Origin of the sequence: Caulobacter sp. 1776 (genome assembly GCF_040545685.1) — a bacterium.
Taxonomy (GTDB): domain Bacteria; phylum Pseudomonadota; class Alphaproteobacteria; order Caulobacterales; family Caulobacteraceae; genus Caulobacter.
Map to the genome: position 1 here is coordinate 40,019 of NZ_JBEPMI010000008.1, position 24,524 is coordinate 64,542.

Below are 24,524 nucleotides of genomic sequence, written 5' to 3' on the forward strand. Positions count from 1 at the left end.
TGGATTACTTTATAAAATTGGCTTTCCAGCGCTGAACTGTATTTTTGCTACTGATTTATGCACGGAGTTGCGAACTCGATGTCGAAATCCGAACACATCGACCTTGATAGCGTCGATTATCAGATCCTGAAGGAGCTTTCCGTAGACGGACGAGCTTCGGACGTCTGGCTGGGCGAGCAGATCAACCTCTCGAGCACCGCCGTGGCGCGTCGCCGCAAAAGCCTGGAAGAGCGCCAAGCGGTGCTGAGCTATTCCGCGAACCTGAACTTGCCGATGCTTGGCTATAGCGTGGTGGTGTTCGTCGCGATCGAGTTGAGCTCTCAGGCCGAGCGAGCGCTAAACGAATTCGAGCGCGAAGTCGTAAAATGCCCATCCGTTTCCTACTGCGGCTTCGTTTCCGGAGACACGGACTTCCTGATCATGCTCAACGTCGAGTCTTTCGAGGACTATGACCGCGTCTATCGTCGCGAGCTGTCGACCTTGCCGCACGTGGCCAAGATCCGCAGCAGCTTCGTGATGCGCGAGGTCGCTCGACGCGGCACGCCACCGATCGTCTTCCAGGAAAAGGCCATGGCGCGCGGCAACGAGCCACCCTCCCCGCTCCCTCCCGGAGGCAGCTCGGGGAGGCGCTAGGCCTCCCCACCAAAGGTCTCCGGGCGCCACCGGCCCAGTCTCTATTTCGCAAGTCCGTTCGGGTATTTGACGCCCAGCTGCTCCAGGTAGGAGCCGTACTTGCTGGAGTCGTAGTAGAATGGCTCCATCTTCGGGCGCATCTTGGACATGATGTCCTCGTTCAGCCAGATCGCCGGCTTGTCGTCCTTGGTCAGCACCGGATCATACTTCGTGTCCTTCAGCTGGACGTTCTGGAAGTAGGCCTTTGCGTCGGCGACCAGTTTCGGCGTCGTCATCAAATCCAGCACGGTCAGGGCCACGGCCTTGGCGCCGACCTCGGTCCCCTTGTGTGCGATCGGCGTCGCCATCGCCATGGCCGAGGTCACGTTGTGGCCGATCGCGCCGGGGATGTTCGAAGGATAGCGAATGGTGATCGTCGGCACTGTCCACATCACATCGCCGATGTCGTCCGAACCACCGCCCATCGATACGCCGCGGCTGTCTGGCGTCGAAAGCGGCGCGACCTCGGTGGCCAGCGGCTGCAGCTTGAACTTCTGCGCGACCTGCACCGACTTGGCGAATGCCTGGTCGTCGGCGGTCCACTTCGGCATGCCGACGGCCTTGATGTTAGCGTAGGCGGCCTCGGCCAGCGGCTTGTTGCTATAGTTGGGCGCGGCATAGCCCAGCACGCGATGCTCGACAGTGGTGCCCGTGGCCATGGCGGCCGCCTGCGAGATGGTGTTGCCCAGCTCGTAGAGCTCGCGGATCGAGTCGAAGGTGTTCTCGCGGAAATAGTACCAGACTGTGGCGACGCCCGGGACGATGTTGGGCTGACCACCGCCGTTGGTGATCACATAGTGCGAACGTTGGGTCAGCGGCAGGTGTTCACGGCGCATGTTCCAGGCCATGTCCATCACCTCGACGCCGTCGAGGGCCGAACGACCGTCCCAAGGCTGACCGGCCGCGTGAGCGGTCTTTCCGTGGAAGGTGTATTCCACCGAGACCATGCCGTTATTGCCGCCCGGGCCCCAGCCGGTGCTGAAATCCTTGCTGACGTGAGCGAAGATCGAGGCGTCGACGCCGCTGAACATGCCGGCGCGCACATAGTAGGCCTTGGTGGCGAGCAGCTCCTCGGCGACGCCCGGCCACAGCATCAGACGGCCCGGGATATGGTTCTTCTCCATGACGTCCTTGGCCGCGAGGGCCGCGACGATCATCATGGGCATGCCCGAATTGTGGCCCTCGCCGTGACCGGGCGCGCCCTCGACCATCGGCTTGATCTCGGCGACGCCGGGGTATTGGGACAGTCCCAGCAGGTCGTCGATGTCGCTGCCCAGCGCCACCAGCGGGCCGCCCGTCCCCCAGGTCGCCGTCCAGGCGGTGGGAATGCCCGCGACGCCGCGCGTGATCTTGAAGCCGTTCTTCTCGAGGATGCCGGTCAGGTATTCAGAGGTGCGGAACTCCTGAAAGCCGGGCTCGGCATAGCTGAACACCTGGTCGATCATCTGCTGATTCAGCTTGGTTCGCGCATCGACGCCCGCGATCGCCGCCGCCTTCATGGCAGGCGTGGTCTCGGCGTGCGCCATGGCCGCCGGCGCCGTCATAGCGCTCGCCAGCAGCAGGGCGGCCAGTGTCTTGGTCTTCGCGATCTTCATCATTCCAGTCCCCACTATGTGACACTTGAAGGCTTTGCAGCGCGACGGCGACCGTGCGCCGCCTCGGACGGCCCCGCCTTCCCAAACCGCCCCCCGAACCCGGCGACAAAAAGATTTTTCGTCACTTTCCGGCTCGAAATTGAAATATCACGACGAAATCGTGCGCCGTTAGATATAACCCTCACGATATTCATCGATCTTAAAGAAAATTGCGCCAGAAACCTCCGGCCACCTCGCAAGTGAGCGATCTCGAAGCGATTTCTTGAAGTCGCGGCGCCTGACTGCTGCTTTGATGATCTGAGCCGCTTGCCCCATCCGCGGAGGCCCGCCGTCCGCAAGCGATTTGGAGCCTGGATCCGTGGGAATTCAGCGCGATCCTGTGGACAACCCGATCGATCAAAACCTGCCGGAAACCAAACCGCGATACGTAGCCAGCCTATCGGATTGAGCCGAGAGGTTTGGTCATGGACTTTCAGGAACAAGCACACCAACACACCCAAATCCGCGAAGCGCTCGTCGCGGCCATTATCGAGCGCCAGCCGATCGACCCGGACGCCTTGCGATCGGATCGACAATGCCCCACGGGCTGCTGGTTGCACGGCGACGGCGCCAGACGCTGGGCTGGCAATCATGCCTTCCTAGGCTTGCTCGAGACCCACCGCGCCTTCCATCAGCAGGCCGCCGCCATCGCCGATCAGATCGGCCGTGGTCATTTCGCCGAGGCCCAACGGGCGCTGCGCCATGGAACGCCCTTTGCTCAAGCCTTGGCGGATCTGACCGCATCCCTGCGCCGGATGAGGGCGGCGGCCTCTTCGCTGGCCGCTTGAAGCTGGCGGGCTCCCTTGGAATTAAACTTCTGACCAGGAACCGCCCGAGGAGAACGAGACCTGCGCGCTCCCCAAAAGCGCGCTAAGCTCTTCCCGCTTGGCGAACCCCTCAAGATCCGCCACGAGGTCGCCCGCTCGTTCTTCACCGATGACGGGCTTCATCAGGTTCAGACACTTGGCTCGCAACCGGACCTTCCGCCCCCCCAGATCGCCGCACGGTCTAGATACGTCGTGCCGTTGGACCAGCACGCGGCCGTCGGTCGTCTCGATCCTCACCTCGGTCACGTCTTCAGGCCATCCCGCCGGCGCGAGTTCGACCGTGGTCCGTCGCCGTATCGCTTCCAGGTCTGGGCGGCGCACCACGGAGTCATCGTAGGTGGCCACGTCGGCGGTATCGACGCCTTGCAGCGCCAGGGCGGCGTTGAACCGAAGGCTAAACTTGGCTTCGAGCCCCGTGCGCGGCGCGGCGATGTTGCACATGGCGTCGGCGCCGGCGTCGACCTTTAGGCGGATCGCCCGCGCCGCCTCCGGAGCCAGACCCTGACGGCGCAAGGCGCCAATGGCCTCGAGGGCGCCGTGCGTACCGAAACAGGCCGCGTGATACTTGAACAGGTTTCGATCAAGCGCGTAGCTGCCCCAGGGCATGATCCCGCCCGGCAGGCCGTCGCTCTGGGTGGCGGCGAATCCGCGGGGGTGCTCGAGAATGTCGGTGCGGGCGCTGACGCCGGCTTGAGCCCACAGCGCCGACATTACCCCCGCCTCGGCCGCGCGGCCCGCGTGCAACGCCTTGGCCATCGTGCCGAACTGCGCCTTGAGGCCCGACGCTTGCGACCCGGCCAAGCCGTAGGCGCGCGCCGTAGCCTCCTCGTCCAGCCCTAGAAGATGGGCGCTAGCCGCCGTCGCGCCAAAGGCGCCGATCGTTCCGGTCGCGTGGAAGCCGCGCGCATAATGGCTGGCGCTGATCAGCGAGCCGATCATGCCCGCCGCCTCGTAGCCTACGACGAAGGCGTCGATCACCGAGCGTCCCGACAAGCCCCGAGCCTCCGCCAGGGCCAGCAGACCCGGCAGGATGGCGGCCGTAGGATGCACATGCATGGCCAGGTTGACGTCGTCGTAGTCCAGCGCGTGACCCGCCACGCCGTTGATCAGCGCCGCCTGCCGGACACTGAAACCTCCGCCCGCTCCGACCACGGACGCCGCCGACGCCGCGCCTTCCGCCATTGCGACGTCACGAACCCATTGAGTCACCGGTTCCTGCGCTCCGCGGATCGCCAACCCGAACCAGTCCAGGACGCAAAGCCCGGCCATCTCCAGTGTCGCGGGTGGAATATTGGCCGCCGCCGCGCGACTCTGGCGAATGATCGTCGCGGTGAGACCCGTCGCGCTCATCGAGGGAAGACGGCCGGCTCGGGCCAGGCGGTCGTCGCGACCAGGGCGTCGAACGCCGCGGGCCATTCCGCGCGCCACCTGGCCTTCTGATCGTCATCGACCCACGCCCCGTCCACCCCGTTCAGCATCATTTCGCGGAGATCGGCCATGTCGTAGCCGAGATGGCTGTGCATCAGCTCCCACGCGCCGCCCGGCGTGACATTGTGCAGGGTCGGGTCGTCGGTGTTGGGATGCAGCTTCAGGCCCAGCGCCGACATGGCGCGGATGGGATGGTCGAGCGCCCAGCGCTCGGGTTCCAGTGTGCGCAAGTAGTACGAATTGGTCGGCACGATGGTGAACACCAGGCCCCGCTCGGCGTAGCGCCGGGCCAGATCGGGGTTGTCGACGATGGTGTAGCCGTGGTCGATGCGATCGACCTTCAGCAGATCGACGGCGGTCTGGACGTTGGTCCAGGGCATGCCGAACTCGCCCGCATGGGCGGTCGCCTTCAGGCCGTGGCGACGCGCCAGGGCGTAGGCTTCGTGGAAGAGCTCGGGCGGGCGGTCGTTCTCGCGATAGTCAATGCCGATCCCGGGAACAGCCGGATCGCGGCAGTCCAGTATCAGCTCGACCATCTCTAGCGCGCAGGCGGCCTCGGCCTCGCGATCGATACTGGGAATCAGCAGCGCGCTGACCCCGAGGTCGTCGCGCGCCTCGCGGATTCCCATCAGAATCCCCGCCTGCGCCTCCCGATAGGCTAGGCCCGTATCACGGACGGTGGCGGTCGGGTTCCAGAAGAACTCGGCGTGACGAACGTTTTCGGCCGCCGCGTCCTGCAAATACTCGTAGGCGATCCGGCGGAAGTCGTCGGGCTCCAGCAGCAGATGACGCTCCAGCGCCCGCAACACGCGCAGCACGCCGACCGGCTTCGAGCCCCGTTCGTAGAACGCGGCGATCTCGGCTTCGGTGATCGGCGCGCCGCGCCGGCGGACCAGGTCCGTGAAGGTCTCGCGGCGGACCGCGCCCAGCAGGTGGCAGTGCAGCTCGACTTTCGGGATGGCGCGAAACACCGCGCGCTGTGCGTCGGTCGTCTGGCGTCCCAGCGTGGTCGCGGGGACGGCTCCGATGGATTGGACAATGTCGGTCATCAGTGGGTGGCGGCCGTGTAGAAGTAATAGCCAAGCGGGATGGCCAGGATGAACAGGCCGACTGGGATCTCCCGCGCCTTGCCAGCCAGGACCTGGACGATCACGTGAACCAGCAGGCCGCCGGCGATGCCCGTGCCGAAGCTGTTGGAGATCAGGGTCAGCAGAACCATGGCCATGGCCGGAAACAGATCGGTCACCGCCTCGCTGCGCAGGTGGCGAATGGTGCCCAGCATCGAGACGCCGATCAGGATCAAGGCGGGCGCGGTGGCCTGTTTCGGGATGGCCATGGCCAGGGGAAGCAGACACAGCGCGCCCAGGAACAGCATGGCGGCGGCGACAGGCGTCAGGCCGGTGCGGCCGCCGGCCTCGACCCCGGCGGCGGATTCGACGAGGGCCGTGCCGGCGGGGATCCCGATCAGCGGCCCGAGCGCGGCGGCGACGGAGTCGACCAGGAACGGCCGTTCGATGCCGGGCAAGTTGCCCTCCGCGTCGGTCAGCCCCGCCTTGGCGCCGATCGCCAAGGTGGTGCCCAGGGTCGAGAAGAATTCGCCGGCGAAGAAGGCGAAGACATAGGGCAGCGACGCCAGGGTGAAGGCGCCCACGAAGTCGACGTGCAAGGCGATGGGCGTCAGAGCGTGGGGCGCCGACACCACGCTGGGCGGAAGCTTGGTCAAGCCCAGCGGAACGCCCGCAACGGCGGCGGCGGCGATGCCGGCCAGCACCGCGCCGGGGATCCTGCGGGCCTGCAGGGCCAGTGCGACGGCCAGGCCGATCAGAGCCACCACGGGTCCGGGCTGGGAGAAGTCGCCCAGCTTCAGGGCCATGGTCTTGGCGTTGACGGCGACCATGCCGGCGTCGCGGCAGCCCAACATGGCGATGAACAGGCCGATCGACGCGCCCAGACCCAGCTTGATCTGCGGCGGGATCATCTTGACGACCAGCTCCCGCGCGCCGGTCAGGGTCAGGACCAGGAACAGCAGGCCGGACGTCATGGCGATGGCCAGGCCGGTGGCCAGGGGCACATGCTCGGCGTGGGCCAGCGTGACGCCCAGGATCACCGACCCGCCGATGCCGGGCCCGACGATGAACGGCAGGTTGGCGTAGACCCCCATGGCGATGCTGCCGATCGCCATGACTAGGATCGCCGCCGTGGTCGCCGCGCCGCGATCCATGCCGCCGGTCGAGAGTAGCGAGGGGATAACAACGATCAGATAGGCGGCCGCCAGGAAGCTGGTCAGGCCCGCCATCAACTCGCGGCCGACCGTCGTCTCGCGCGCCTCCAGGGCGAAGCGGCGGTCGAGGAAGGTCTGCAGACGGCTCATTTGGAAGCCTGCGCCACGAAGGTTTCGACGAAGCGGGGCACGTCGATCGCCCGTACGATATGGACCTCGCGCTCGCCGCTGTTGGGCGCCATGTCGCTCTTCCAGACGACCGGCTGGCCGTAGGACGGGCCGGCGAAGGTGTCGACGTCCATGCGCGCCACCAGTTCCTCGGTGACCAACGAGCGGTCTATGGCCACGGCCACGGTGATCTCGTCCCACAGGGGCTGACCGATGCGAGCATAGGTCTTGACGTAGGTCGCCACCGGCGTGCCGGCGGCGCCGATGCGATCGACCACCTGTTGCGTCGCCTTGGCCGCGGCGGTGACGTTGCCCATGACCGTGATCTTCTTCCAGGGCGCGGTCAGCACGATGTGGGCTGCCTCAGGGTCGAAGATGAAGTTGAAGTCGGTGGCGTAGTCGGTGTTGCCGGTCACCCGCGCCACGGCGGTGTCCAGCTTGCCCGGCTCGATGACGATCTCCTTGGCCAGGGGCGCGATGTCGGGCGCGATGCGGAGGGCCAGGGCGATGTTGGTCAGAGGACCGGCGCTGACGATCGTCACCTCGCCCGGATGGGCGCGGACGTTGCGGATCAGCGCGTGGACCGCGTCTTCGTCCGACGCCTTGATCGAGGGCTCGCCCTCCGGCATCGGCGGGATCAGGTCGGGATCTTCGGGATGGTAGGTGCGGCCCGGCCGCGGGGTGCTCCAGGCGCCCTTGAACGGCACCTTGCCATAGCGCGCCTCCCAGTTGGCCATTTCGGCCTGGGTGCGGATCAGTGGCGTCTGAGCGCCCAGGTGGACGGGCGCTTCGGGGCGCTTGGCGATCTCGAGGAAGCGCAGCGCGTGGGCGGCCTCTTCCTTCAGCCACGCGTCGCCGGTGACGACGCCGATCCCCAGCAATTTGACCCGGTCGTCGCGCAGCAGCGGGATCAGCGACTGGATGTTGCTCTGGCCAGGGCCCAGGAAGTCGTTGTCGAAGAAGATCGTGACCTTCTCCGTCGAAGGCGACGAAGTCGTCTGGGCGGTCGCGCCGCCCGCGAGCGACAGGCTCGCGAGCAGCGCCGCCAGACCAAGGGCTGCTGGGCGCAAACAAGGGGGAAAGCGACAGGGCAGCATGGGAGATCCTTGGCCTGGACGCGGGAGGAAGTACGCCCCTCCCCCGTTCGGTTAGAAGCGGGCGGTCGCGCCGACGAACATGTAGCGGCCCAGCGAGTCGTACATCCCCGCGAAGAAGGCGCCGTTCGAGGTCTGACCGCCCGTGCTGGCGGTCAGCGGCGGGTCCTTGTCGAAGGCATTGTTGACCCCGACCCGCACGGTGACCTTCTCGGTCACGTTCGCCGAGGCCGCGAAGTCGACATAGCTGATACTCGGCATCTTCAGGTCGTACGGCTGGTAGGTTCCGGCCAGATAGATCGACGTGCTGGACTTGTCGTTCGTCGCACCGCCGATGTAGCGCCAAGTGGTCGACAGGTTCACGCCGCCCCGCGAGGTCCAGTCGGCGACCAGGCGGTGACGCCATTCGGGGATCGGCTGACCGCAGGTGACGCCGAAATGGCCGTCGCAACGATACGGGGCCAGTCCAGGCAGGATCTGGACCTCGTACCGATTGGTCTTGGTTCCGGCGAAGCTCAAGCCGAGACGACCCATGTCCTTGCCGAACAACTCGGGCAGCGCATGCGAATAGCTGGCCGCGAAATCCAAGCCCTTGGTCTTCAGATAGCCGGCATTGACGCTGGTGGTGATGACGTAGCCGCTGGTGACCAGCGAGCCGGTCGCCGCGTTACGCTTAATTAGGTCGCAGGCGATGCCGGCGTTGATGCACTGGTTCAGCTCGATGCTGGCCGGCACCGTGGTGATCAGCTTCTTCACGTCGATGTCAAAATAGTCGATCGACACGCTCAGGCCCTGCAGGAAGCGCGGCAGCAGCTGGACGCCGAACGACTTGGTGTTCGAGGTTTCGGGATCCAGGTTGGGATTGCCGCCGACCATGGCGCCGGATTGCTGGCCCGCCGCCGGGGCGATCGCGCCGTACTGCGTCGCCGTCACGCCCGACAGCGCGCACTGGGCGGCGGTCGCCTTCGGCGCCGCGCCTTCGCACGGGTCGGTGATCGCCGCGGTGACGACCCGTTGCGGGCCGAACAGTTCCACCAGATTGGGGGCGCGCACCGCGCGCTGATAGCTGCCGCGCAGGCGGATGTCGCTGATCGGGGTCCACTCGCCGCCGGCCTTATAGGCCCAGGTGTCGCCGGCTGTGCTGTAGTCGGAGTAGCGCAAGCCGCCCTCGACCGACAGGCTCTTGAAGAAGGGCTTGCCTTCCACCAGTGGAACCCGAATTTCGCCGTAGGCTTCCTTGACGTCGAACGACCCGGCGATCGGGAACTCGCCGCCCGAATTCCCCGCGACGTCGCGGGAGCTGTAGAAGGTGTCGGGCCGGAAGCTGATCTTCTCCTTGCGGTATTCGGCGCCGATGGCCACGCCGATCGCATGGCCGGCCAGCGGGCTGGTCAGCCCCAGGTCGCCGGTCACGGCGCCGCTGAGGATGCTCTCCTCGGTGTAGCCCTTCCGGCGGACGACGTTCTGCACGTAGTTCAGCGCCGCTGGGGTAATGCCGCCGACCTGGAACAAATTGATCGGCGCGCAGGACGGATCGGTCCCGTTGACCACGGACTCGCAAACGATCTGACCGCTGCTGTTGGTCACCGCCCGCAGAGCCTTGGCGAACTTGGCCAGCGAGTAGTCGCCGGTCAGGCGCGAGCTGTAGTCGGTGCGGCCGTATTGGGCATAGACGTCGTATCGCCAGCGGGACGTCAGGTCTCCGCGCAGGCCCGCTACGCCGCGATACGAGGTGTGGCCGGTGTAGTCGTGGCGCGAACCGCCCAGAGCGTTGCGCTGCGAGACGATGACGTTGGCGCTCTGCGCATCGGTCAGTCCGACCGAGGTGCAGATCAGGGTCTTTTCCTGAGCCGACATCAGCGGGTTATCGCAGTTGATCTTCTCGGAGACCGTGAACACGGCGGTCGGCGACAGTTTGATGTCGGCCTCGTCGTGCATGTACATCAGCTCGCCATAGACATCGGCCTTGTCCGAGATCTGGTAGTGACCGAACAGGTCGGCGTTGTAGCGCTTGTCCGGCGACTGGAGATCGTAGGTATTGCCGTTGTTGAAGCCGTCCGAGGTGCGATAGGTCCGCAGCGTATTGCCCTCGAGGGCGTAGCTGCCGCGGGTCGCGCCGGTGGTCGGATTGGTTAGCTGGAACTGCACCGGATAGGTGGCGCTGGACAGCGAGCACGCGTAGCCGGCCGCCGTGGCCGACAGGTTGCAGGTCGAGAAATCCCGATCCTTGGTGCCGACGCCGTCGATCTCCTTGTAGCTGAAGAAGCCCGTGATGTTGCCGCGGCCCTCCGCGAAGTTCTTGCCGGCGGCGATCGAGTAGCTCTGCTGCTCGCCGTCGAGTTCGCGACCAAAGGCCGGCGTCTGGCCCGCCGCCTTCGCCACAGAGGCGATGGCGTTGCGGTTCTCGTGCATGTACAGGCCGCCCTGCACGTCCAGCTGCACGCCCTCGAAGTCGCGCTTGAGCATGAAGTTGACGACGCCGGCCAGTGCGTCGGAGCCGTAGACCGCCGAAGCCCCGCCCGTCACCACATCGATGCGCTGGATCAGGGCGGCGGGGATATTGTTGATATCGGCCGCCTGGGCCGCCGAGCGGGCCGGATCGCCTTGCATCAGGCGGCGCCCATCGATCAGCACCAGGGTGCGCTGGTTGCCGAGGTTGCGCAGGTTGATCGTCGCCGTGCCGCTGGCGCCGACGGTGCCGCCGCGGTTGCCGCTGCCCTGGTCGGCGAAGGCCTGCGGCAGGGTGTTGATCAGGTCCTCGACTCGGACAACGCCGCGCTGGGCGATTTCCTTGCCGCCGACCGTGCTGACCGGGCTGACGCTGGTCGCGTCGGGGCTTTTGATGCGCGAGCCGGTCACGACGATCGCCTCGACCTGGTCGCTCGGAGCGTCTTGGGCGGCGGCGCCGCCGCCGCAGGCCAGGGCCGCCAGCACGGCGGTGGAGGCGATGCCCAGCCAGGACGCCTTGGAGTGACGGCGGACGAAAACACGATCAGGCGCGAAACCGGCGAAGGACGACATCGAAGAACCCCCTTGGTTGTTGGCGCGCTTCGCCGACAGCCCTCCCGGCCTTTTCTCTTTATCGTTGTTCACCCCGATAAGTAGAGATGATCAAAATTCGCACTCCTTTGAGCACGACTTCGATCTTCCCTGCCCTTTATTTATACTGCTGGGTGGAAGCGCGATGAAGCCACGCTAGCGAGCCCTCTTAGAAAGGGAAATTCTTTGTAATTATCTCGCTATAGATTGCGCTTATAGCCATTCGAGCGGCGCGATCCAGCCCTTCTGGAAGCCCGCCGTGCAGCCCCTTTCGAACGCCACGCTCCCCCGCCCCTCGGCCCGCATCCAGGCCATTTCCCTCCGCCAACTGAGGTTCTTCACCGCCTTGGCGGAGTCGGCCAACTTCAGCCGCGCCGCCGAGCGGATGACGGTGTCGCAGCCTGCGCTCAGCGCGGCGATCCGACAGATCGAGGAGCATATGGGCCTGCGCCTGTTCGACCGCAGCACCCACCACGTCGCCCTGACCGAGGCCGGCGCGGCCTTCCTGCCGCACGCACGTCGACTTCTGACCACGGCCGACAACGCCTTTGTCGACATGAGCGACGCCGCCACACGTGGCAAGGCGGTGGTGCGGATCGGGGCGATCCCCTCGGCGATCCCCGCGGCCGCCGACGCGGTGGCGAAGCTGGGGTTGGAGCGCGCCGACCTCTGCCTGCATCTCTGCGACGGCAAGAACGACGCGCTGATGGCGGATCTGCGCTCGGGCGCGCTCGACCTCGTCATCGGCGTGCTCGGACGCGCCGAGGACGATCTCGAGGCCACCCTGGTCATGGAAGACGAGATGATGCTGGTCGCGCCGGCCGATCACCCCTTGGCCGACATGACCACCCTGCCTTGGAGCGCCTTGGAGGGCGGCGAAATCGTTCACTTCACGGGCGGCAGCATCGGCGAGCTGAGCTCGGCGGCCATGCGCCAGAACAACCTCTCGCCGTCGCAACGCTTTCGGGTCGACCAGGTCGGCTCGCTTTTCGGTCTTGTCGGCGCAGGCCTAGCCCTGGGCGTGATCCCGCGGCTTTACGCCCGGGGCTACGAGACCGACAGGATCAAGCTTATCCCACTGATTGCCCCCTCGATCCGCCGCAAGCTGATGCTGTTCCAGCGCGTCAAACTGCGTCAGGAACATCCCGCCGCGTGGGAGCTCGGCTCGGTCCTGGGGCTGGCTTTGAGCGGGATCCTGAGCCCGAAACCCTAGACAAAGGATTGTCGTCGGCGAGCAGACGGACGCTGTGTAGATCGCGACGAAACCGGCACCTCGACCGCTCTACATGAGCTCGGATATAACGCCACGGCCGGCCATTCGACGTCAGGAAACCCGCACGTGACCGACGCAAGCCCAATCTATCTCTTCTCGTATGGCACCCTGCAACTTCGCAGCGTCCAGATCGAGACCTTCGGGCGAATGTTGGAAGGCGGTCCCGACGTCCTACCCGGCTATCGCCGCGAGATGGTCAGGATCACTGATCCGCAGGTCATCGCCGCGAGCGGCGTCGATCACCATCCCATCGTCTTGCCTAGCGACGATCCGACAGACGCTATTGACGGCGCGGTTTTTGAAATCACCGCCGCTGAACTGGCGGCGGCCGACCAATACGAGGTCTCGGACTATAAGCGCGTGGCCGTGCGGCTAAAGTCGGGCAAGAACGCTTTCGTCTACGTTCAGGCTTAGACAGCTTCACAGAAGCAGATTTTTTGTAGACCCAGAACGGTCTAGTCGAATGACCGCCATGCCCGAACTTCACGTCATTTCGGTTTCCAGACGCTCATCCGGGCAGGTGTAATGGATTCGTTGGCGCGCGCAGATGAATAAAACAGAGCCGAGATCAACAATTTGCGCATGGACTTTCTCCGTTGAAATCCGGAGCGGGCGCTCCTTAATCGCCAGGCTGACTGCGGCGGCTGACGAAAACCTGACGGACGCCAATTTTACGATCGCCTGGCCTGTCAGGTTTTCGTCAGGCCGCGGGCGGAGGTTGGCGGAGCGCGAACTGCGCGCCCTCGGAGACTTTCCATGACCCTGACCAAGCTTCTGGCCGCCGTTGCGCTGGCCGCCATCGTCTCGACCGGTCCAGCCTTCGCCGCCGACACTCTGTCGCCCCAGACCCGCGAGAACCTGCAGGCCGCCATGCACGGCGAGGCCTTCGCCAACCTCAAGTACCGTCGCTACGCCGAGGTCGCCCGCGAAGGCGGCAATGAAACCCTGGCCAAGCTGTTCGAGGACTCGGCCAATGTCGAAGCCAACGAGCATTTCGCGCGCGAGGCCGACGCCCTGAAGCTTGACGGCACCAACGCCGCCAACCTGCTCGACGCCATGGCTGGCGAAAAGTACGAGAACAAGACCATGTATATCGGCTTCGCCGATCAGGCGCAGAAGGCCGGCGACCTGAAGACCGCCGCCCTCTTTCGTCAGATCGCCGCCGACGAGGGCGACCACTATGCCCGCTACAAGGCCGCTCACGACCAGCTGGCCGGCAGGTAACGCCAAGCGCCTCGGGCAGATTGTGGCCGAGGCGGCCGCTGGCGCGGAACGTCCCACGCCCCGGCGAATTGACGTTATCTAGGCGGCCATTCCAGACGGCGATCTTATGCGAGACGCCAGGCGGTCGGACCCGAAAGGGGTCTGATCACTGGCAGGCCGTTGGCGGCGCTCGGACAGTATCCGGCCGCCGACGCATCGCCTTCCCGACAGTCTCAAGGATCGCGCGCCGCTTGCGGCTCTTGGCGCGACCGTATCGCTTCTCAAACGCTTAGAAAGGGCTGGCCATGCCGGTCATGACGCGCCTTCGGGCCTACCACGCCGTGCTCGCCGTCTTGGTGCTAGCGGCCTATTTCAGCACCGAATGGGGCGCTGTTCATGCCTGGCTGGGCTATGGCGTCGCGGTTGTGATCCTGGTGCGGGTCGTCATGGCCCTGACGGGGGCGCCGCAACTGGGGCTCATGCGGTTCTATCCGCAGATTCATGGCCTCAAGCTCGACAACGCCTTCACCCATCCGGCCATCAGTCGGGTCCTGCTGCTTGGCATCGCAGCCTGCCTGATCGGGGTAACCGCGACAGGCATTGCGATGGATCGGGGACGAGCCCTCAAGCCAGCCTCGATCGACACAACCGCCCCTGCCGTGGCGCAAGGGGACAGGCGCGGAGAGCGCGAAGGTGGTGAAGAGGATGAGGACGGCGAGGAAAGTCCTTTCGGCGAAATCCACGAACTGTTCGGCAACGGCCTGATGCTTCTGGTTGCCGGTCACGTCACCTATTTGCTGCTCTTCAAGCGTCCCCTGGCCCGCTTCATGATCCTGGGCGCGCCCAAGTCACCGCCGAAATGAATCTAGAGGCGCGGCAGATCGCTAGCTGCGCCCCAGGTCGTAAAAGCGTTACTCCAAGCGGAGAAGTGTGGATGCACTTTTCCGTTCACGACCTGGAGGCGGCTGGCACCAGGAGCGGACGTCGGTGCACCTCCAGCTAGGCGACATTCAAGGCGCGAACCGGCGACAGCTTTCGCCCCTTCCGAGACCTCAGATGCGCGAGCTTTGCGGCGGGCGCGAGCGGCGGCTGGACGACAACGATCGCTTCTGCCTTGCCCGTAGCCGCACCGTTCAGGAACTGGCGGAAGGGGCTGTCCGCGGTTGGTTCGGACAGGAACAGCCTTGTATCAGCTCGCGCCAATATTATCTAGCGCACTAGATAATATTGGCTTTGGAGTTGGCCGTGAGCCGGAGCGTCGGACAGCAGCTATCGTTCGCGCTCTACAGCGCGGCGAATCGCATGGCGCGCCTGCACAAGCCGGTCCTGGAGCCTCTGGGCCTGACCTTCCCACAGTACCTGGCCATACTTGAGCTGCTCGACGCCGCTCCGCTCAGCGTCGGAGCGCTCGGCGCGCGCCTGGACATGGACACCGGTACCATCACCCCCCTGGTCAAGCGGCTCGAGGGCGAAGGCCTGGTGAGGCGTCGGCGCGACCCTACCGACGAGCGACGCGTCCTGGTCGACCTGACGCCGCGCGCCCGGGCCATGGATAACGACGTGCGCGCCGTCACGGGCCAGATCCAGACGGCTTGCCGCCTCACTGACGAGGACCAGGAGGCGCTGCGGGCCACGCTTGATGATCTGGCTCACCCGGCGCCGGCGTCGGCGCCGAACAACCAAGATCACGAGGAACATTAGGCATGAAGATCGCCATCATTGGCTTTGGCCAAATCGGCAAGACCCTCGCGGGAAAGCTCAGCGCGGCGGGTCACGAGATCAGGGTCGCCGCGTCCCGTGACCCCGGGACAATCGCCGCGGAGGCCGTTCAACTGGGCGCCCAGGCTTTCACGGCCACGCGGGTGGTCGAAGGCGTCGACGTGCTGATCCTTTCGACGCCCCTGACGGCCGTCACCAGCTTGGCGGCGACCGTCGCGAGCCTTCCGGTTTCGACGGTCGTCATCGACACGTCCAACTACTATCCCTTCCGGGACGGCGCGATCGCCGCTCTCGATGGTGGGGTCCCAGAAAGCGTCTGGGTCAGCGAGCAGCTCGGCCGCCCTGTGATCAAGGCCTGGAACGCCGTGCTCAGCTACACGCTCGCCCACCACGGTAAGCCCGAAGGCGCCGATGATCGCCTCGCTGTGCCCGTCGCTGGCAATGCCCCCGCGGGCAAGGACCTTGTCAGCCAGCTGGTCAACGCCACTGGCTTCGACCCGGTCGACGCTGGCCAGCTGTCGCAGTCTTGGCGCCAGCAGCCTGGCAATCCGGCCTACTGCACCGAGCTTTCCGCCCCAGTTCTGCGTGCGGCGCTCGCCGCCGCAGACGCCGCGCAGGCCGGCAGCCGCCGCGATGCGATCTTGGCGAACCTGATATCCCGCCGCCCCCCTCCCACGCATGCCGAGATCGTTGCGACGAACCGGTCGATGTCGGCCGCTTAATCCGCCGTCTCGGGCGGCGGCGACCAGGCCTCTTCAAGTCCGGTCGCCGCCCGCCTCGGCAGTGAGCGGCGTCAGCTTCAGCGGCGGCCGAGCGCCAATTCCAGACCTTGGCCTACGGTCAGGCAGCGGACATTCAGACGCTGTTGCTTGACGCAAGTTGGCGCTGGTCCCGCGCCGCTGCTAGCAACCTGACTTACCTCGCCGATCGGATCAGTTCGCCAATCGCGGCGTCATGGCGAGAAAGCATCGGCGCCGCGCGGGCGATGATCGACGCGATATCGTTCAGTTGCCGCAGGTTTTGCGCGGGATCGAGCGTGTCGGCCAACGGCGCGTACCCTTGGGCGGAAACGCCCTGGCCTTCCAGCACAGCCAGCCAGCTGGCTTCGCGGAAGAGCTCGTCGGGCGTCAGCATCAGGCGGCCTGAGCGGCGATAATGCGCCAGTTTGTCGATCAAGGTGTCAGGCAGCGCCATGGCGCGAGCCTGCCGCCATAGAGGCGCGTCGTGCCCTTCGGTCGCGTGATAGTGCAGGATCAGAAAGTCGCGAATTCCATCCATGTCGCGGGCAAACAAGGTGTTGAACTGGCGAGCCAGGCGGGGGTCGCAATCGCGGTCGGGAAAAAGCGTGATCAGTTTTGCGATGCCGCTCTGGATCAGATGGATGCTGGTCGACTCGAGCGGCTCCAGGAAGCCCGACGACAGACCGATCGCGACGACATTGCCCCGCCAGCTTTCACGCCGAAACCCGGCCTTGAAGCGCAGGAAGCGCGGATCGGCGAGCGGATCGCCGTCCAGGCTTCGCAACAGCGTCGCGGCCGCCTCGTCGTCGGACACCAAGGCGCTGGCGTAGACATAGCCGTTGCCGGTGCGATGCTGCAGGGGAATGCGCCATTGCCAGCCCGCCGGGCGTAGGGTCGACCGGGTGTACGGCGTGGTCTCGGCGACGCGGGCGCAGGGCGCGGCCACGGCGCGGTCGCAGGGCAGCCAGTGCGACCAGTCCTGGAACGCGGCGTCCATCGTCTCGCCGATCAGCATCGCCTTGAAGCCCGAGCAGTCGATGAACAGCTCACCCTCGATCCGCGCGCCCTCTTCCGTCGCCAACGCGGTGACAAAGCCGCTTTCCGGATCACGCTCCACCGTCGCGACCTTGCCCTCGTGACGGATCACGCCGGCGGCCTCGGCCAGGCGGCGCAGATGCCCGGCATAGAGCGTCGCGTCGAAGTGATAGGCGTATCCCAGGGTCGAGAGGATCGAACGGGGATCGGCGACGGGCTTGGCGAAGCGGTTGGCCTCGGCCAGCGCCGTGGCCAGCGAGAACGCCGCCAGGGGGTGTTGGCCGCCGTCCGCACGGCCCTTCAGCCAATGCTGATGAAAAGGAACCTGGTCCAGCTCGACGCCGTAACGGCCGAACGGGTGGAAGTAGCGATGTCCAGGACGCCGCCAATCGACGAACTCGATGCCGAGCTTGAAGCTGGCCTGGGTCGCGCGCACGAACGCCGCCTCGTCGAGGCCGACCAATTCGTTGAACCAGTGGATCGTCGGTATGGTCGCTTCGCCGACGCCCACCGTGCTGATCGCATCCGACTCCACCAGGTCGATGCGCAGCGACCGACCAAAGCAGCGCGAGAGCGCCGCCGCGGTCATCCATCCGGCGGTTCCGCCGCCCAGGATCACGACCCTTGCGATGCGGTTCATGCGACCTCTCTTCCCGATGGAGGCTGGATGGAATTCGCCGGCCCGCCGCCTCGCCTCTACCTCACGCCCGCGGCCTTGCCCGCCGGGGTCGGCTCGTACCGAGGGCGAACCCGCGCCGCCGGCGGCCGCACCGCCAGATAGACCGTGCTCCACAGCTGCGCGGCGTTTGATTCATCGGCGTCGGCCTTTCCGGCGCCGAAGGGGGCCACGATGTAGCGCCCCTCGCGGAACGTCCAGGACCAGAGTTCGGAACTTTGCACGTCGCGGGTGGCGATGATCGCGCGCCAAAGCGCGCCTTGGGCGGCCGTCAGGCGACCGCGCGTGGCCGCGGGAAGGTCGCGGCGGGCCAGTTGTCGTTCGATCCCCGCCGCCAGCAGCGCCTGCTGCCAGGACCAGACCACCGCGCCGTGATAGGCGGCCGGGGTGAAACGCGGCCGGACCTCGGGGCCGGCGAACGCGGCGTTGGCCACCACCAGGCCGACGTCGGTCATCAGGCCGGCCGGGAAGGGGCGCATGATCGCGGTGACGTAGGTGTCGAGATCCGCCGCCGACGGATGGCCGAACAGCAGCGCGAAGCCCTCGTCGGAGTTCATGATCGGCACGGGCTTGCCCGTGGCTTCCAGTGACAGGGCGTGGAACACGAGCGGTTTCTGATCCAGGGCCCGCAGGGCCGGGCCCGCGGGAAGGCCCAGGCTGTCGGCGTAGGACCGGATCGACGCCGCCGCCTCGGCGGCTGGCAGTTCGAGCCGGAACAGGGGCGGCGCCTTGGCGCGCCAGACCCCGGCCATACGGCCGGCGTCGCCGAACAACACGCGATCCTCGACCGAGAGATAGGAATCCAGCAGGCCGGCGCGGAAGAGGCGGTCGGCCGCCTCGAGCGCCGCCGGGACCAGGACGGCGTTGACGTCATAGGGGTAGACGCCGCCGCCCAGCCCCTCGTTGCTGTCCCGCCATTCTCCGGTCGTCCGACCCGGCTTGATCGCGATCAACGTGCTGGCGGCGGGGGCGTCGGCGAAGCCACGGCTCTGGTGCAGCACGAAACGCAGGTTGCTCACCAGCATGGCGCCGGTCGCCGCGCGGACCCCGGGCTGGCTCTCGCTCGCCAGGGGCTGGGCCAGCCAGGTCCGCGCCCGTGCTTGCCCCGGCCCCCGCAGGTAGTCCGCCACGACCGCGCCGAGCATGTAGTCGTCGTCGACCATGCCGTAGTCGAGCTCGGCCGCGTCGCCGTCGCGCCCGGCCTTGCGGTTCTGGATGACGGCGAACTCGCCGATTCCTTCCTCGTGCGCCACCTCGCCGCCGGGCGACAGGCGGGCCAGCACGGCGTTGAGGCCCGCCTCGACCGCCGCCGGCCGCAGGGCGGGCGCCAGCAGCCGCACCGACATCAGGGTGTCGCGGCCGAAATAGGTGTTGAAGCGCCAGGAGCCGGCGAGGAACTTCTCGCGATAGCTCAAGAAGGCCAGGGCGCTGCGCGCCGCCGGGTCCGCCGCCGCCTCGGCGTTCAGCAGTTGGGCGATCGGCAGCGGCGTCAGCGGGGTGTCGCCGGTCAGCGCCGTGATCTCCAGCGCGATCCGCCCGTCCGGCCCGGCGACGATGGCGCCCTGGTCGACGCGGCCGCCGATGACCCGGACGACCAGCTCATAGCCGGGCCCGCCATCCAGGCGTGGACGCCGCCAGGTGAGGGTGTCGCCGTCGATCTTGGGCTTGACCGCGACCTCGGCCGGAAAGTCGCCGACCGCCTGGTAGTCCCGCAGATAGCGCACATTCGACAGAACCGCCTGCTTGGCGACCAGCCGTGGCGCGTCGAGGCTGGCGCGGACGACCACGCCGTTGAGCCCGCCGCGACGGACGGGCCGGGGCGGCTGGTCCAGTCGCCAGGTGGCGGGATGGGCCGTGCGCTCGAACCACAGGCCTGCGCCGCTGTTGCCGGCCGGGAAGGCGACGAGGATGCGGGGGTCCTCGCCGTTGCGCAGCAGCAGGTGGGCGGCGACGGTGTCTTCCCGGACAAAGGCGTTGAGGTTCTGGCCCTCGGTCAACTGGTAGGCCAGGTCGGGCGTCGCCAAGGCCTGGCCCGAGGCCGTCAGCGAGAGCACGGCGCCGACGACGGCCCATCGAAAATCTCTGAACATGCAGCCTCTCCAACCGCCCAAAAGGGGGCGGCGGAACGCTTTGCGCGTCCGCCGCCTTGCTCCTAGTCCCGCGCTCTAGAAGCGGAGTGTGAGCGAGCCGCCATAGGTCCTGCCCACGATGCCGCGGGCGTAGAAATAACCCGAGGAGGCGTTCTGGGTCTGGCCCTGACGGGGATTGCCCTCGGTCAGGCCGATGACGTCGAAGATGTTGTCGACGTTGAGATTGACCTGCAGATTGTCCTTCAGGTTCAGGGTGACGCCCGCGCTAGTGACGCCGTAGGACGGTAGCGCCACCCCATTGCCGGCGTCCGCGTAGATCTTGCCGACGTACTTGTACCGCGCATAGATCTCGCCTCGGTCGTTGGGCAGCTTGATGGCCGGGGTGATCGTGAACAGCCGGGCCGGCGTCCGCTCGGGGCGATTGCCGTCATAGGTCGGCTGGGCCACGCCGTTCAGGCTCAGATTGTTGAGCGTCGGGTCCTGCAGCACGCCCGTGACGTTGACCGAAAGCCAGTCGACGGGCCGGACGAGGGCGTCGATTTCCACCCCCTTGGTCCGGAGGTCGGCCAGATAGCTGGTCTGCTTGGTGGGGTCGGACGGGTCGATGAAGTTGTAGAACTGGTTGTCGAAATTGGTCCGGAACACCGTCGCCGACGCGCTGAGGACGCGGCCGTATTCGAAGCGCACGCCCGCCTCGTAGAGTTCGATCTTGGTGATCGGATCGGTGTTGTTGGTCTGGAAGCCGTTGGCGTAGCGGCCATAGACCGAGAAGTGCGGCGTGAGCAGATAGCTGGCGCCGACGGTCCAGGCGACCTTGTCCTGCGTCTTGCGCTTCTCGGTATACCTGCCGTCGAAGGTCGAGCCCACGGTTCGCACCACGCCGATCACCCCGGGCTGCACCGGCTGGTTGACGGCCGCGGCGTTGCCCTCGAGGTATCGGGCCTTGTCGCTCTCCCAGCGCACGCCGCCGTCGATGTGGATCTTGTCGCCGATCGCCAGTTCGTCGTTGGCGTAGAGCGACACCGACTTGTCGGTGCGTCGCCGCATGCCCGCGCCCCAGTCCCCGTACGACACCAGTCCGTTGTCGCTCAGCACCCCGATGACCTGGTTGTTCGCGTCGAGCGAGACGATGTCGTAGATGTCGCTGTTGGTGCGGACGTCATTGACCACGGTCGCCACCGCCGACTGGTTCTGGCTGCGGCTGACGTCATAATATTGGACGCCTCCGGTCAGGGAGTTCTTGAATCCGTCGCCCTGATATTCCCAGCGCGCTCCGATGTTGGAGCCGAAATCGTGACCTGACTGATAGTCGTGGTTGAGCGTCGTCTCCTGCAGGAAGCCATTGCCGTTCAGGGCGTTCAGGGTCGCGACGTCGCTCGACGGGATGACCACGCCGGTGCGCAGGTTCTTGGCGCCGAAGCGCACCGTGGCGGGGTAGGCGGCCAGGCCCGCGGTGAGCAGGTTGTTGATCGGCGAGGTCGCGCCGGGGATCAGGTAGTTCATCGCGCTCGTCAGGCCCGCATTGCCCGTGCCCGAGCCCGGAAAGAGGCCGTTGAAGTCGTCCTTCAGGTCCAGGTAGCGGGCGCGGGCGAAGATCTCGACGCTGTCGCTGAGCGGCCTTTCGAAGTCGACGCGCAACTGCTTGGTCTTGACCCGCACGCCCTCGCTGAGCCGGAAATCGCGGAAGCCGTCGTTCTCGACGAAGGTCGACACCGGCACGGAGATACGGTTGAACGCGTCGCCGCCGATATTGCCGAACTGTGTGTCCAGGCCGGGAACGCCGCGCGGCTTGCCGTTGCTGTAGGCGTAGGGTTGGTCGGCATAGTAGGCCGCCTTCATGTCGCCGATCTTGCCAGTCACCCGCAGGTATCCGCCCCCATCGAAGCGGTATTCCAGCATCGCCTTCAGGCGGTAGCCGTCATAGTCGAAGGTGTTGTCGCGCACGCCGGGGCTGCTCTGGACATAGCCGCCGACATTGAACGCCAGGTTCTGGGCGATGGGCGCCGAATAGTAGAAGTCGCCGCGCTTGAGGCCGTAATTGTATCCCGTGGCCCGCACGATCCCCTCGGGCTTGTCGAAATTGGGCTTGCGCGAGATGAAGTTGACCGTCGCGCCGGCCCCGTTGACGGTCAGGATCCCCGAGGTGCCGCCCTTGACCGCTTCGAGCCGGTCGATCGTGGCGTCCTCCGAGAAGAAGAAGTCCGCCCCGCCGCCCTGATAGATGATCGGGAGGCCGTCCTCTTGCAGCTGGATGAAGCGCTGGCCGCCGCCCTGCAGGCCGCGCACTGAATAGTTGTTCGACAGCTCGCCGGCGGTGCCCTCGACGAAGATGCCGGGTACAAGCTCCAGCAAGTCGGCGGTCGAGCGCGGCGCCTTGCGCTCGATGTCGGCGCGTGTCGCCAGGGTGATGTCCGCCGAGGCCGTGATCAGCGGGCGATTGCGCGAGGTTAGCCCCGTGACCACGACTTCCTGGACGACCGTCTGGTCCTGCGGAGGCGCCGGGTCGTTGGCCGGGTTCGCCTGTGGGGACTGATCGAGCACCACCGTGCGGCCGTTGTTGGAGGCGACGGCGAGGCCCACGCCGTTCAGCAGGCGCGTCAGTCCCTCCTCGGCCGTGTAGGCGCCGCGCACGGCGTTGACGCGCTTGCCCTGAACCGCGGCCTGAGGCGCCAGGATCTGCAGGTCCGCCTGCTGGCCGAACTGGGGAATGCCGGTGACCGCCGGCTGGGCCGGGACATCGAACTTGCGCACCTGGGCCTGCGCCCCGGCGGCGGCCATCAGGGCCGTCGCGCCGGTCGCGAGCATCCAATAGGACCTGTTGTGGCTATCACGCGTCGCCCGCATGCGCCCCCTCCCTCTGTATCGGTTCAAACGACGCTTCTTGGAGCGCCTATTTGAAACGATGCGCGGCCCCCTGGCTTCCGTCAGAAATCGCCGGTTTTTCTTTCCGAGGGTCTCAGCCGCCCCGAAGGACGATCGCGTCGTCACTGACGCTGACGCTGCCCTTGAACGTGGTCGCCGCCGCCTGGGCGAACCCCTCGGGATCGCTCGTGCGAAACCAACCCACGAAGCGCGCGTCGGCCAGTCGCACGTCGGCGATCTCGATCTTGCGCCTGTTATAGCGGTTGAACTCGGCGGCGGCCTCGACCAGAGTCTGGCCATCCAGGACGATCTGGCCATCGCGCCAGGCCAGCTGCCGATTGAGGTCGACCTCGGCCTTGGGCGGCGTCAGGATGCCGAGGGTGTTGTCGGCGAACACCCGCTGGCCGGCGGAAACCCGACGGGGCGGGGTTTTGCCGCCCTTCGTCCAGACCTCGACAACGCCTTCGGTGACCAGGACGTCGCTGCCGGCCTCGCGCCTGCGCACGGAGAAGGCCGTGCCGACCGCCCGCACGCGCACCGGCCCGCTCTCCACCACGAAGGGGCGCTCGGCATCCTTGGCCACCTCGAACCAGGCCTCGCCGCGATCCAGTCGCACGGCGCGCAGGCGAGGGCGCATGGCGACCTCAAGCGCGGAATCAGTGTTGATCGCGGCCATGGAGCCATCGGCCATCGGCAGGTGGCGGATTTCGCCCAGCGCGGTGCCATAGCGCCGGAAGAGCAAGCGTGGCGCGACCACGGCGACCGCGACGCCCGCCGCCAGAATCCCGAAGCCCGCCATCACGCTCCGGCGCGTGCCAGACTTCCCGGCGGGTTGATCCGGCGCTTCGATCGCGAAGACCTGGGCTCGATCAAGATGAAGCCACGCGGCCTCCGCCCGCGCATAGGCGCCCACGCGCCGCCGGTCGCCGGCCCACCAGCTTTCCAGGTCGGCGCGGACGGCGGGATCGTCTCCGTCACGATCGACGCGGACCACCCATCGGGCGGCGTCCGCCTCGATGTCAGCGGCGCTTTCGCGTTCGACCATCGGTCTTCTCTTTCGGTCCCTTGGCCCCGGAGGGGCGCTCCTGTTCGGTCATTGCCGCGAGAATGGCGCGAAGCCCCCTCACCGACTCGTTCTCCACGACGTGTTCGGTCACGCCCAGTCGTCGGGCGATTTCGCGCTGGGACACGCCCTCGATCTTGCGCATCTCGAAGATGCGTCGGCAGCGCTCGGGCAGTACGGCGATCAGCGAGCGGACTCGCTCGAGTTCCCGCCGTCCCGAAATCACGCGTTCGGCCGAGGGGGCGTCGTGCATGAGATTGAGAGAATCCATCTCGCTGACGGTCTCGATCCGGATCACGCGCGCGCGCCGAATTTGCTCCAGCGCGACATTGCGGGCGGTCTGGAAGAGATAGGAGCGCGGCTGATCGACATGGTCGACATGGGTCAGGCCGGCCAGGCGGCAATAGGTTTCCTGAATGATGTCGTCGACGTCTCCAGCAACGGCGAACGAGCGCCGCAGCCAGGCGCGCAGGTCTCCTTCGTGGGGGAGAATCTCCCGCCCCAGCCAGGCCACGACACGCGCGCGTCCCTCCGACATGCTCCCTCGCCCATTGCTCGGTCTTCACTATCAGCGATGCACGGGCGGAAATTTTCCGTCAAACATCCATCTCGGTGAGCGAGGGCTGCAAATACCGAATTTCTGCGACTCTAGCGTGCCGGATCGTACTGTGGCGTACAAACGGCGGTGGCGCGCCCTGCAGGATTCGAACCTGCGACCGCTCGCTTAGAAGGCGAGTGCTCTATCCAGCTGAGCTAAGGGCGCGCGCCGAGCCGTCCGCG

Annotated in this window: 19 protein-coding genes and 1 tRNA gene; 8 read left to right on the forward strand and 12 right to left on the reverse strand. The window is 66.4% G+C overall.

Annotated features, from left to right (window positions below):
• Positions 1-78 precede the first annotated feature (78 nt).
• The gene (locus ABIC66_RS20830) at positions 79-633 is read left to right on the forward strand and encodes an Lrp/AsnC family transcriptional regulator (protein WP_354072767.1); all 555 of its coding nucleotides are present in this window, start codon (positions 79-81) and stop codon (positions 631-633) included.
• A 41-nt stretch (positions 634-674) separates the two neighbouring features.
• On the opposite strand, the gene ABIC66_RS20835 is transcribed toward ABIC66_RS20830, so the two are convergent.
• Positions 675-2,270, reverse strand: coding sequence for an amidohydrolase (locus ABIC66_RS20835; protein ID WP_354072769.1), 1,596 nt, complete (start codon positions 2,268-2,270; stop codon positions 675-677).
• 461 nt (positions 2,271-2,731) lie between these two features.
• On the opposite strand from ABIC66_RS20835, the gene ABIC66_RS20840 reads away from it, so the two are divergent.
• On the forward strand, positions 2,732-3,094 hold the full coding sequence (locus ABIC66_RS20840) for a CZB domain-containing protein (protein WP_354072771.1): 363 nt from the start codon (positions 2,732-2,734) through the stop codon (positions 3,092-3,094).
• A gap of 21 nt (positions 3,095-3,115) precedes the next feature.
• On the opposite strand, the gene ABIC66_RS20845 is transcribed toward ABIC66_RS20840, so the two are convergent.
• The 5 genes from ABIC66_RS20845 to ABIC66_RS20865 all read right to left on the reverse strand — a co-directional run bounded on the left by ABIC66_RS20845 (position 3,116) and on the right by ABIC66_RS20865 (position 11,065).
• Positions 3,116-4,483: an MmgE/PrpD family protein gene (locus tag ABIC66_RS20845; RefSeq protein ID WP_354072772.1), complete on the reverse strand. Its 1,368-nt coding sequence runs from the start codon at positions 4,481-4,483 to the stop codon at positions 3,116-3,118.
• Entirely contained in the window at positions 4,480-5,610 is a 1,131-nt protein-coding gene (add, locus tag ABIC66_RS20850) for an adenosine deaminase (protein ID WP_354072774.1), read from the reverse strand. The genes ABIC66_RS20845 and add overlap by 4 nt, the downstream gene beginning before the upstream one ends.
• Positions 5,610-6,932 (reverse strand): NCS2 family permease, encoded by a 1,323-nt coding sequence (locus ABIC66_RS20855; protein ID WP_354072775.1) that lies wholly within the window; start codon positions 6,930-6,932, stop codon positions 5,610-5,612. Before ABIC66_RS20855 ends, add begins: the two co-directional genes overlap by 1 nt.
• Entirely contained in the window at positions 6,929-8,020 is a 1,092-nt protein-coding gene (locus ABIC66_RS20860; RefSeq protein WP_354072777.1) for a nucleoside hydrolase, read from the reverse strand. Before ABIC66_RS20860 ends, ABIC66_RS20855 begins: the two co-directional genes overlap by 4 nt.
• 78 nt (positions 8,021-8,098) lie before the next feature.
• Complete coding sequence (locus tag ABIC66_RS20865; protein WP_354072779.1) at positions 8,099-11,065, reverse strand: TonB-dependent receptor; 2,967 nt, start codon at positions 11,063-11,065, stop codon at positions 8,099-8,101.
• Between the two features lie 277 nt (positions 11,066-11,342).
• Here ABIC66_RS20865 and ABIC66_RS20870 point away from each other — a divergent pair, with 277 nt between their 5' ends.
• From ABIC66_RS20870 to ABIC66_RS20895, 6 genes are all read left to right on the forward strand, one after another.
• Entirely contained in the window at positions 11,343-12,296 is a 954-nt protein-coding gene (locus ABIC66_RS20870; RefSeq protein ID WP_354072781.1) for a LysR family transcriptional regulator, read from the forward strand.
• A gap of 126 nt (positions 12,297-12,422) precedes the next feature.
• Positions 12,423-12,770, forward strand: a complete 348-nt coding sequence (locus ABIC66_RS20875) for a gamma-glutamylcyclotransferase family protein (protein ID WP_354072783.1) — start codon at positions 12,423-12,425, stop codon at positions 12,768-12,770.
• A 342-nt stretch (positions 12,771-13,112) separates the two neighbouring features.
• Positions 13,113-13,580, forward strand: coding sequence for a ferritin family protein (locus tag ABIC66_RS20880; protein WP_354072785.1), 468 nt, complete (start codon positions 13,113-13,115; stop codon positions 13,578-13,580).
• Between the two features lie 284 nt (positions 13,581-13,864).
• On the forward strand, positions 13,865-14,422 hold the full coding sequence (locus ABIC66_RS20885; protein WP_354072787.1) for a cytochrome b/b6 domain-containing protein: 558 nt from the start codon (positions 13,865-13,867) through the stop codon (positions 14,420-14,422).
• Positions 14,423-14,804: 382 nt separating this feature from the next.
• On the forward strand, positions 14,805-15,260 hold the full coding sequence (locus ABIC66_RS20890; protein WP_354072789.1) for a MarR family winged helix-turn-helix transcriptional regulator: 456 nt from the start codon (positions 14,805-14,807) through the stop codon (positions 15,258-15,260).
• Between the two features lie 2 nt (positions 15,261-15,262).
• A complete protein-coding gene (locus tag ABIC66_RS20895; protein ID WP_354072791.1) occupies positions 15,263-16,000 on the forward strand; it encodes an NADPH-dependent F420 reductase in 738 nt (245 codons plus the stop codon).
• Between the two features lie 193 nt (positions 16,001-16,193).
• On the opposite strand, the gene ABIC66_RS20900 is transcribed toward ABIC66_RS20895, so the two are convergent.
• The 6 genes from ABIC66_RS20900 to ABIC66_RS20925 form a co-directional block, all read right to left on the reverse strand.
• Positions 16,194-17,693 (reverse strand): tryptophan halogenase family protein, encoded by a 1,500-nt coding sequence (locus ABIC66_RS20900; protein ID WP_354072793.1) that lies wholly within the window; start codon positions 17,691-17,693, stop codon positions 16,194-16,196.
• A 56-nt stretch (positions 17,694-17,749) separates the two neighbouring features.
• A complete protein-coding gene (locus ABIC66_RS20905; RefSeq protein ID WP_354072795.1) occupies positions 17,750-19,819 on the reverse strand; it encodes a hypothetical protein in 2,070 nt (689 codons plus the stop codon).
• Positions 19,820-19,894: 75 nt separating this feature from the next.
• Entirely contained in the window at positions 19,895-22,663 is a 2,769-nt protein-coding gene (locus tag ABIC66_RS20910) for a TonB-dependent receptor domain-containing protein (RefSeq protein WP_354072796.1), read from the reverse strand.
• 112 nt (positions 22,664-22,775) lie between these two features.
• Positions 22,776-23,726, reverse strand: a complete 951-nt coding sequence (locus ABIC66_RS20915; RefSeq protein WP_354072797.1) for a FecR family protein — start codon at positions 23,724-23,726, stop codon at positions 22,776-22,778.
• On the reverse strand, positions 23,701-24,282 hold the full coding sequence (locus ABIC66_RS20920) for an RNA polymerase sigma factor (RefSeq protein ID WP_354072799.1): 582 nt from the start codon (positions 24,280-24,282) through the stop codon (positions 23,701-23,703). The genes ABIC66_RS20915 and ABIC66_RS20920 overlap by 26 nt, the downstream gene beginning before the upstream one ends.
• A 148-nt stretch (positions 24,283-24,430) precedes the next feature.
• A tRNA-Arg gene (locus tag ABIC66_RS20925) sits at positions 24,431-24,507 on the reverse strand.
• Positions 24,508-24,524 lie beyond the last annotated feature (17 nt).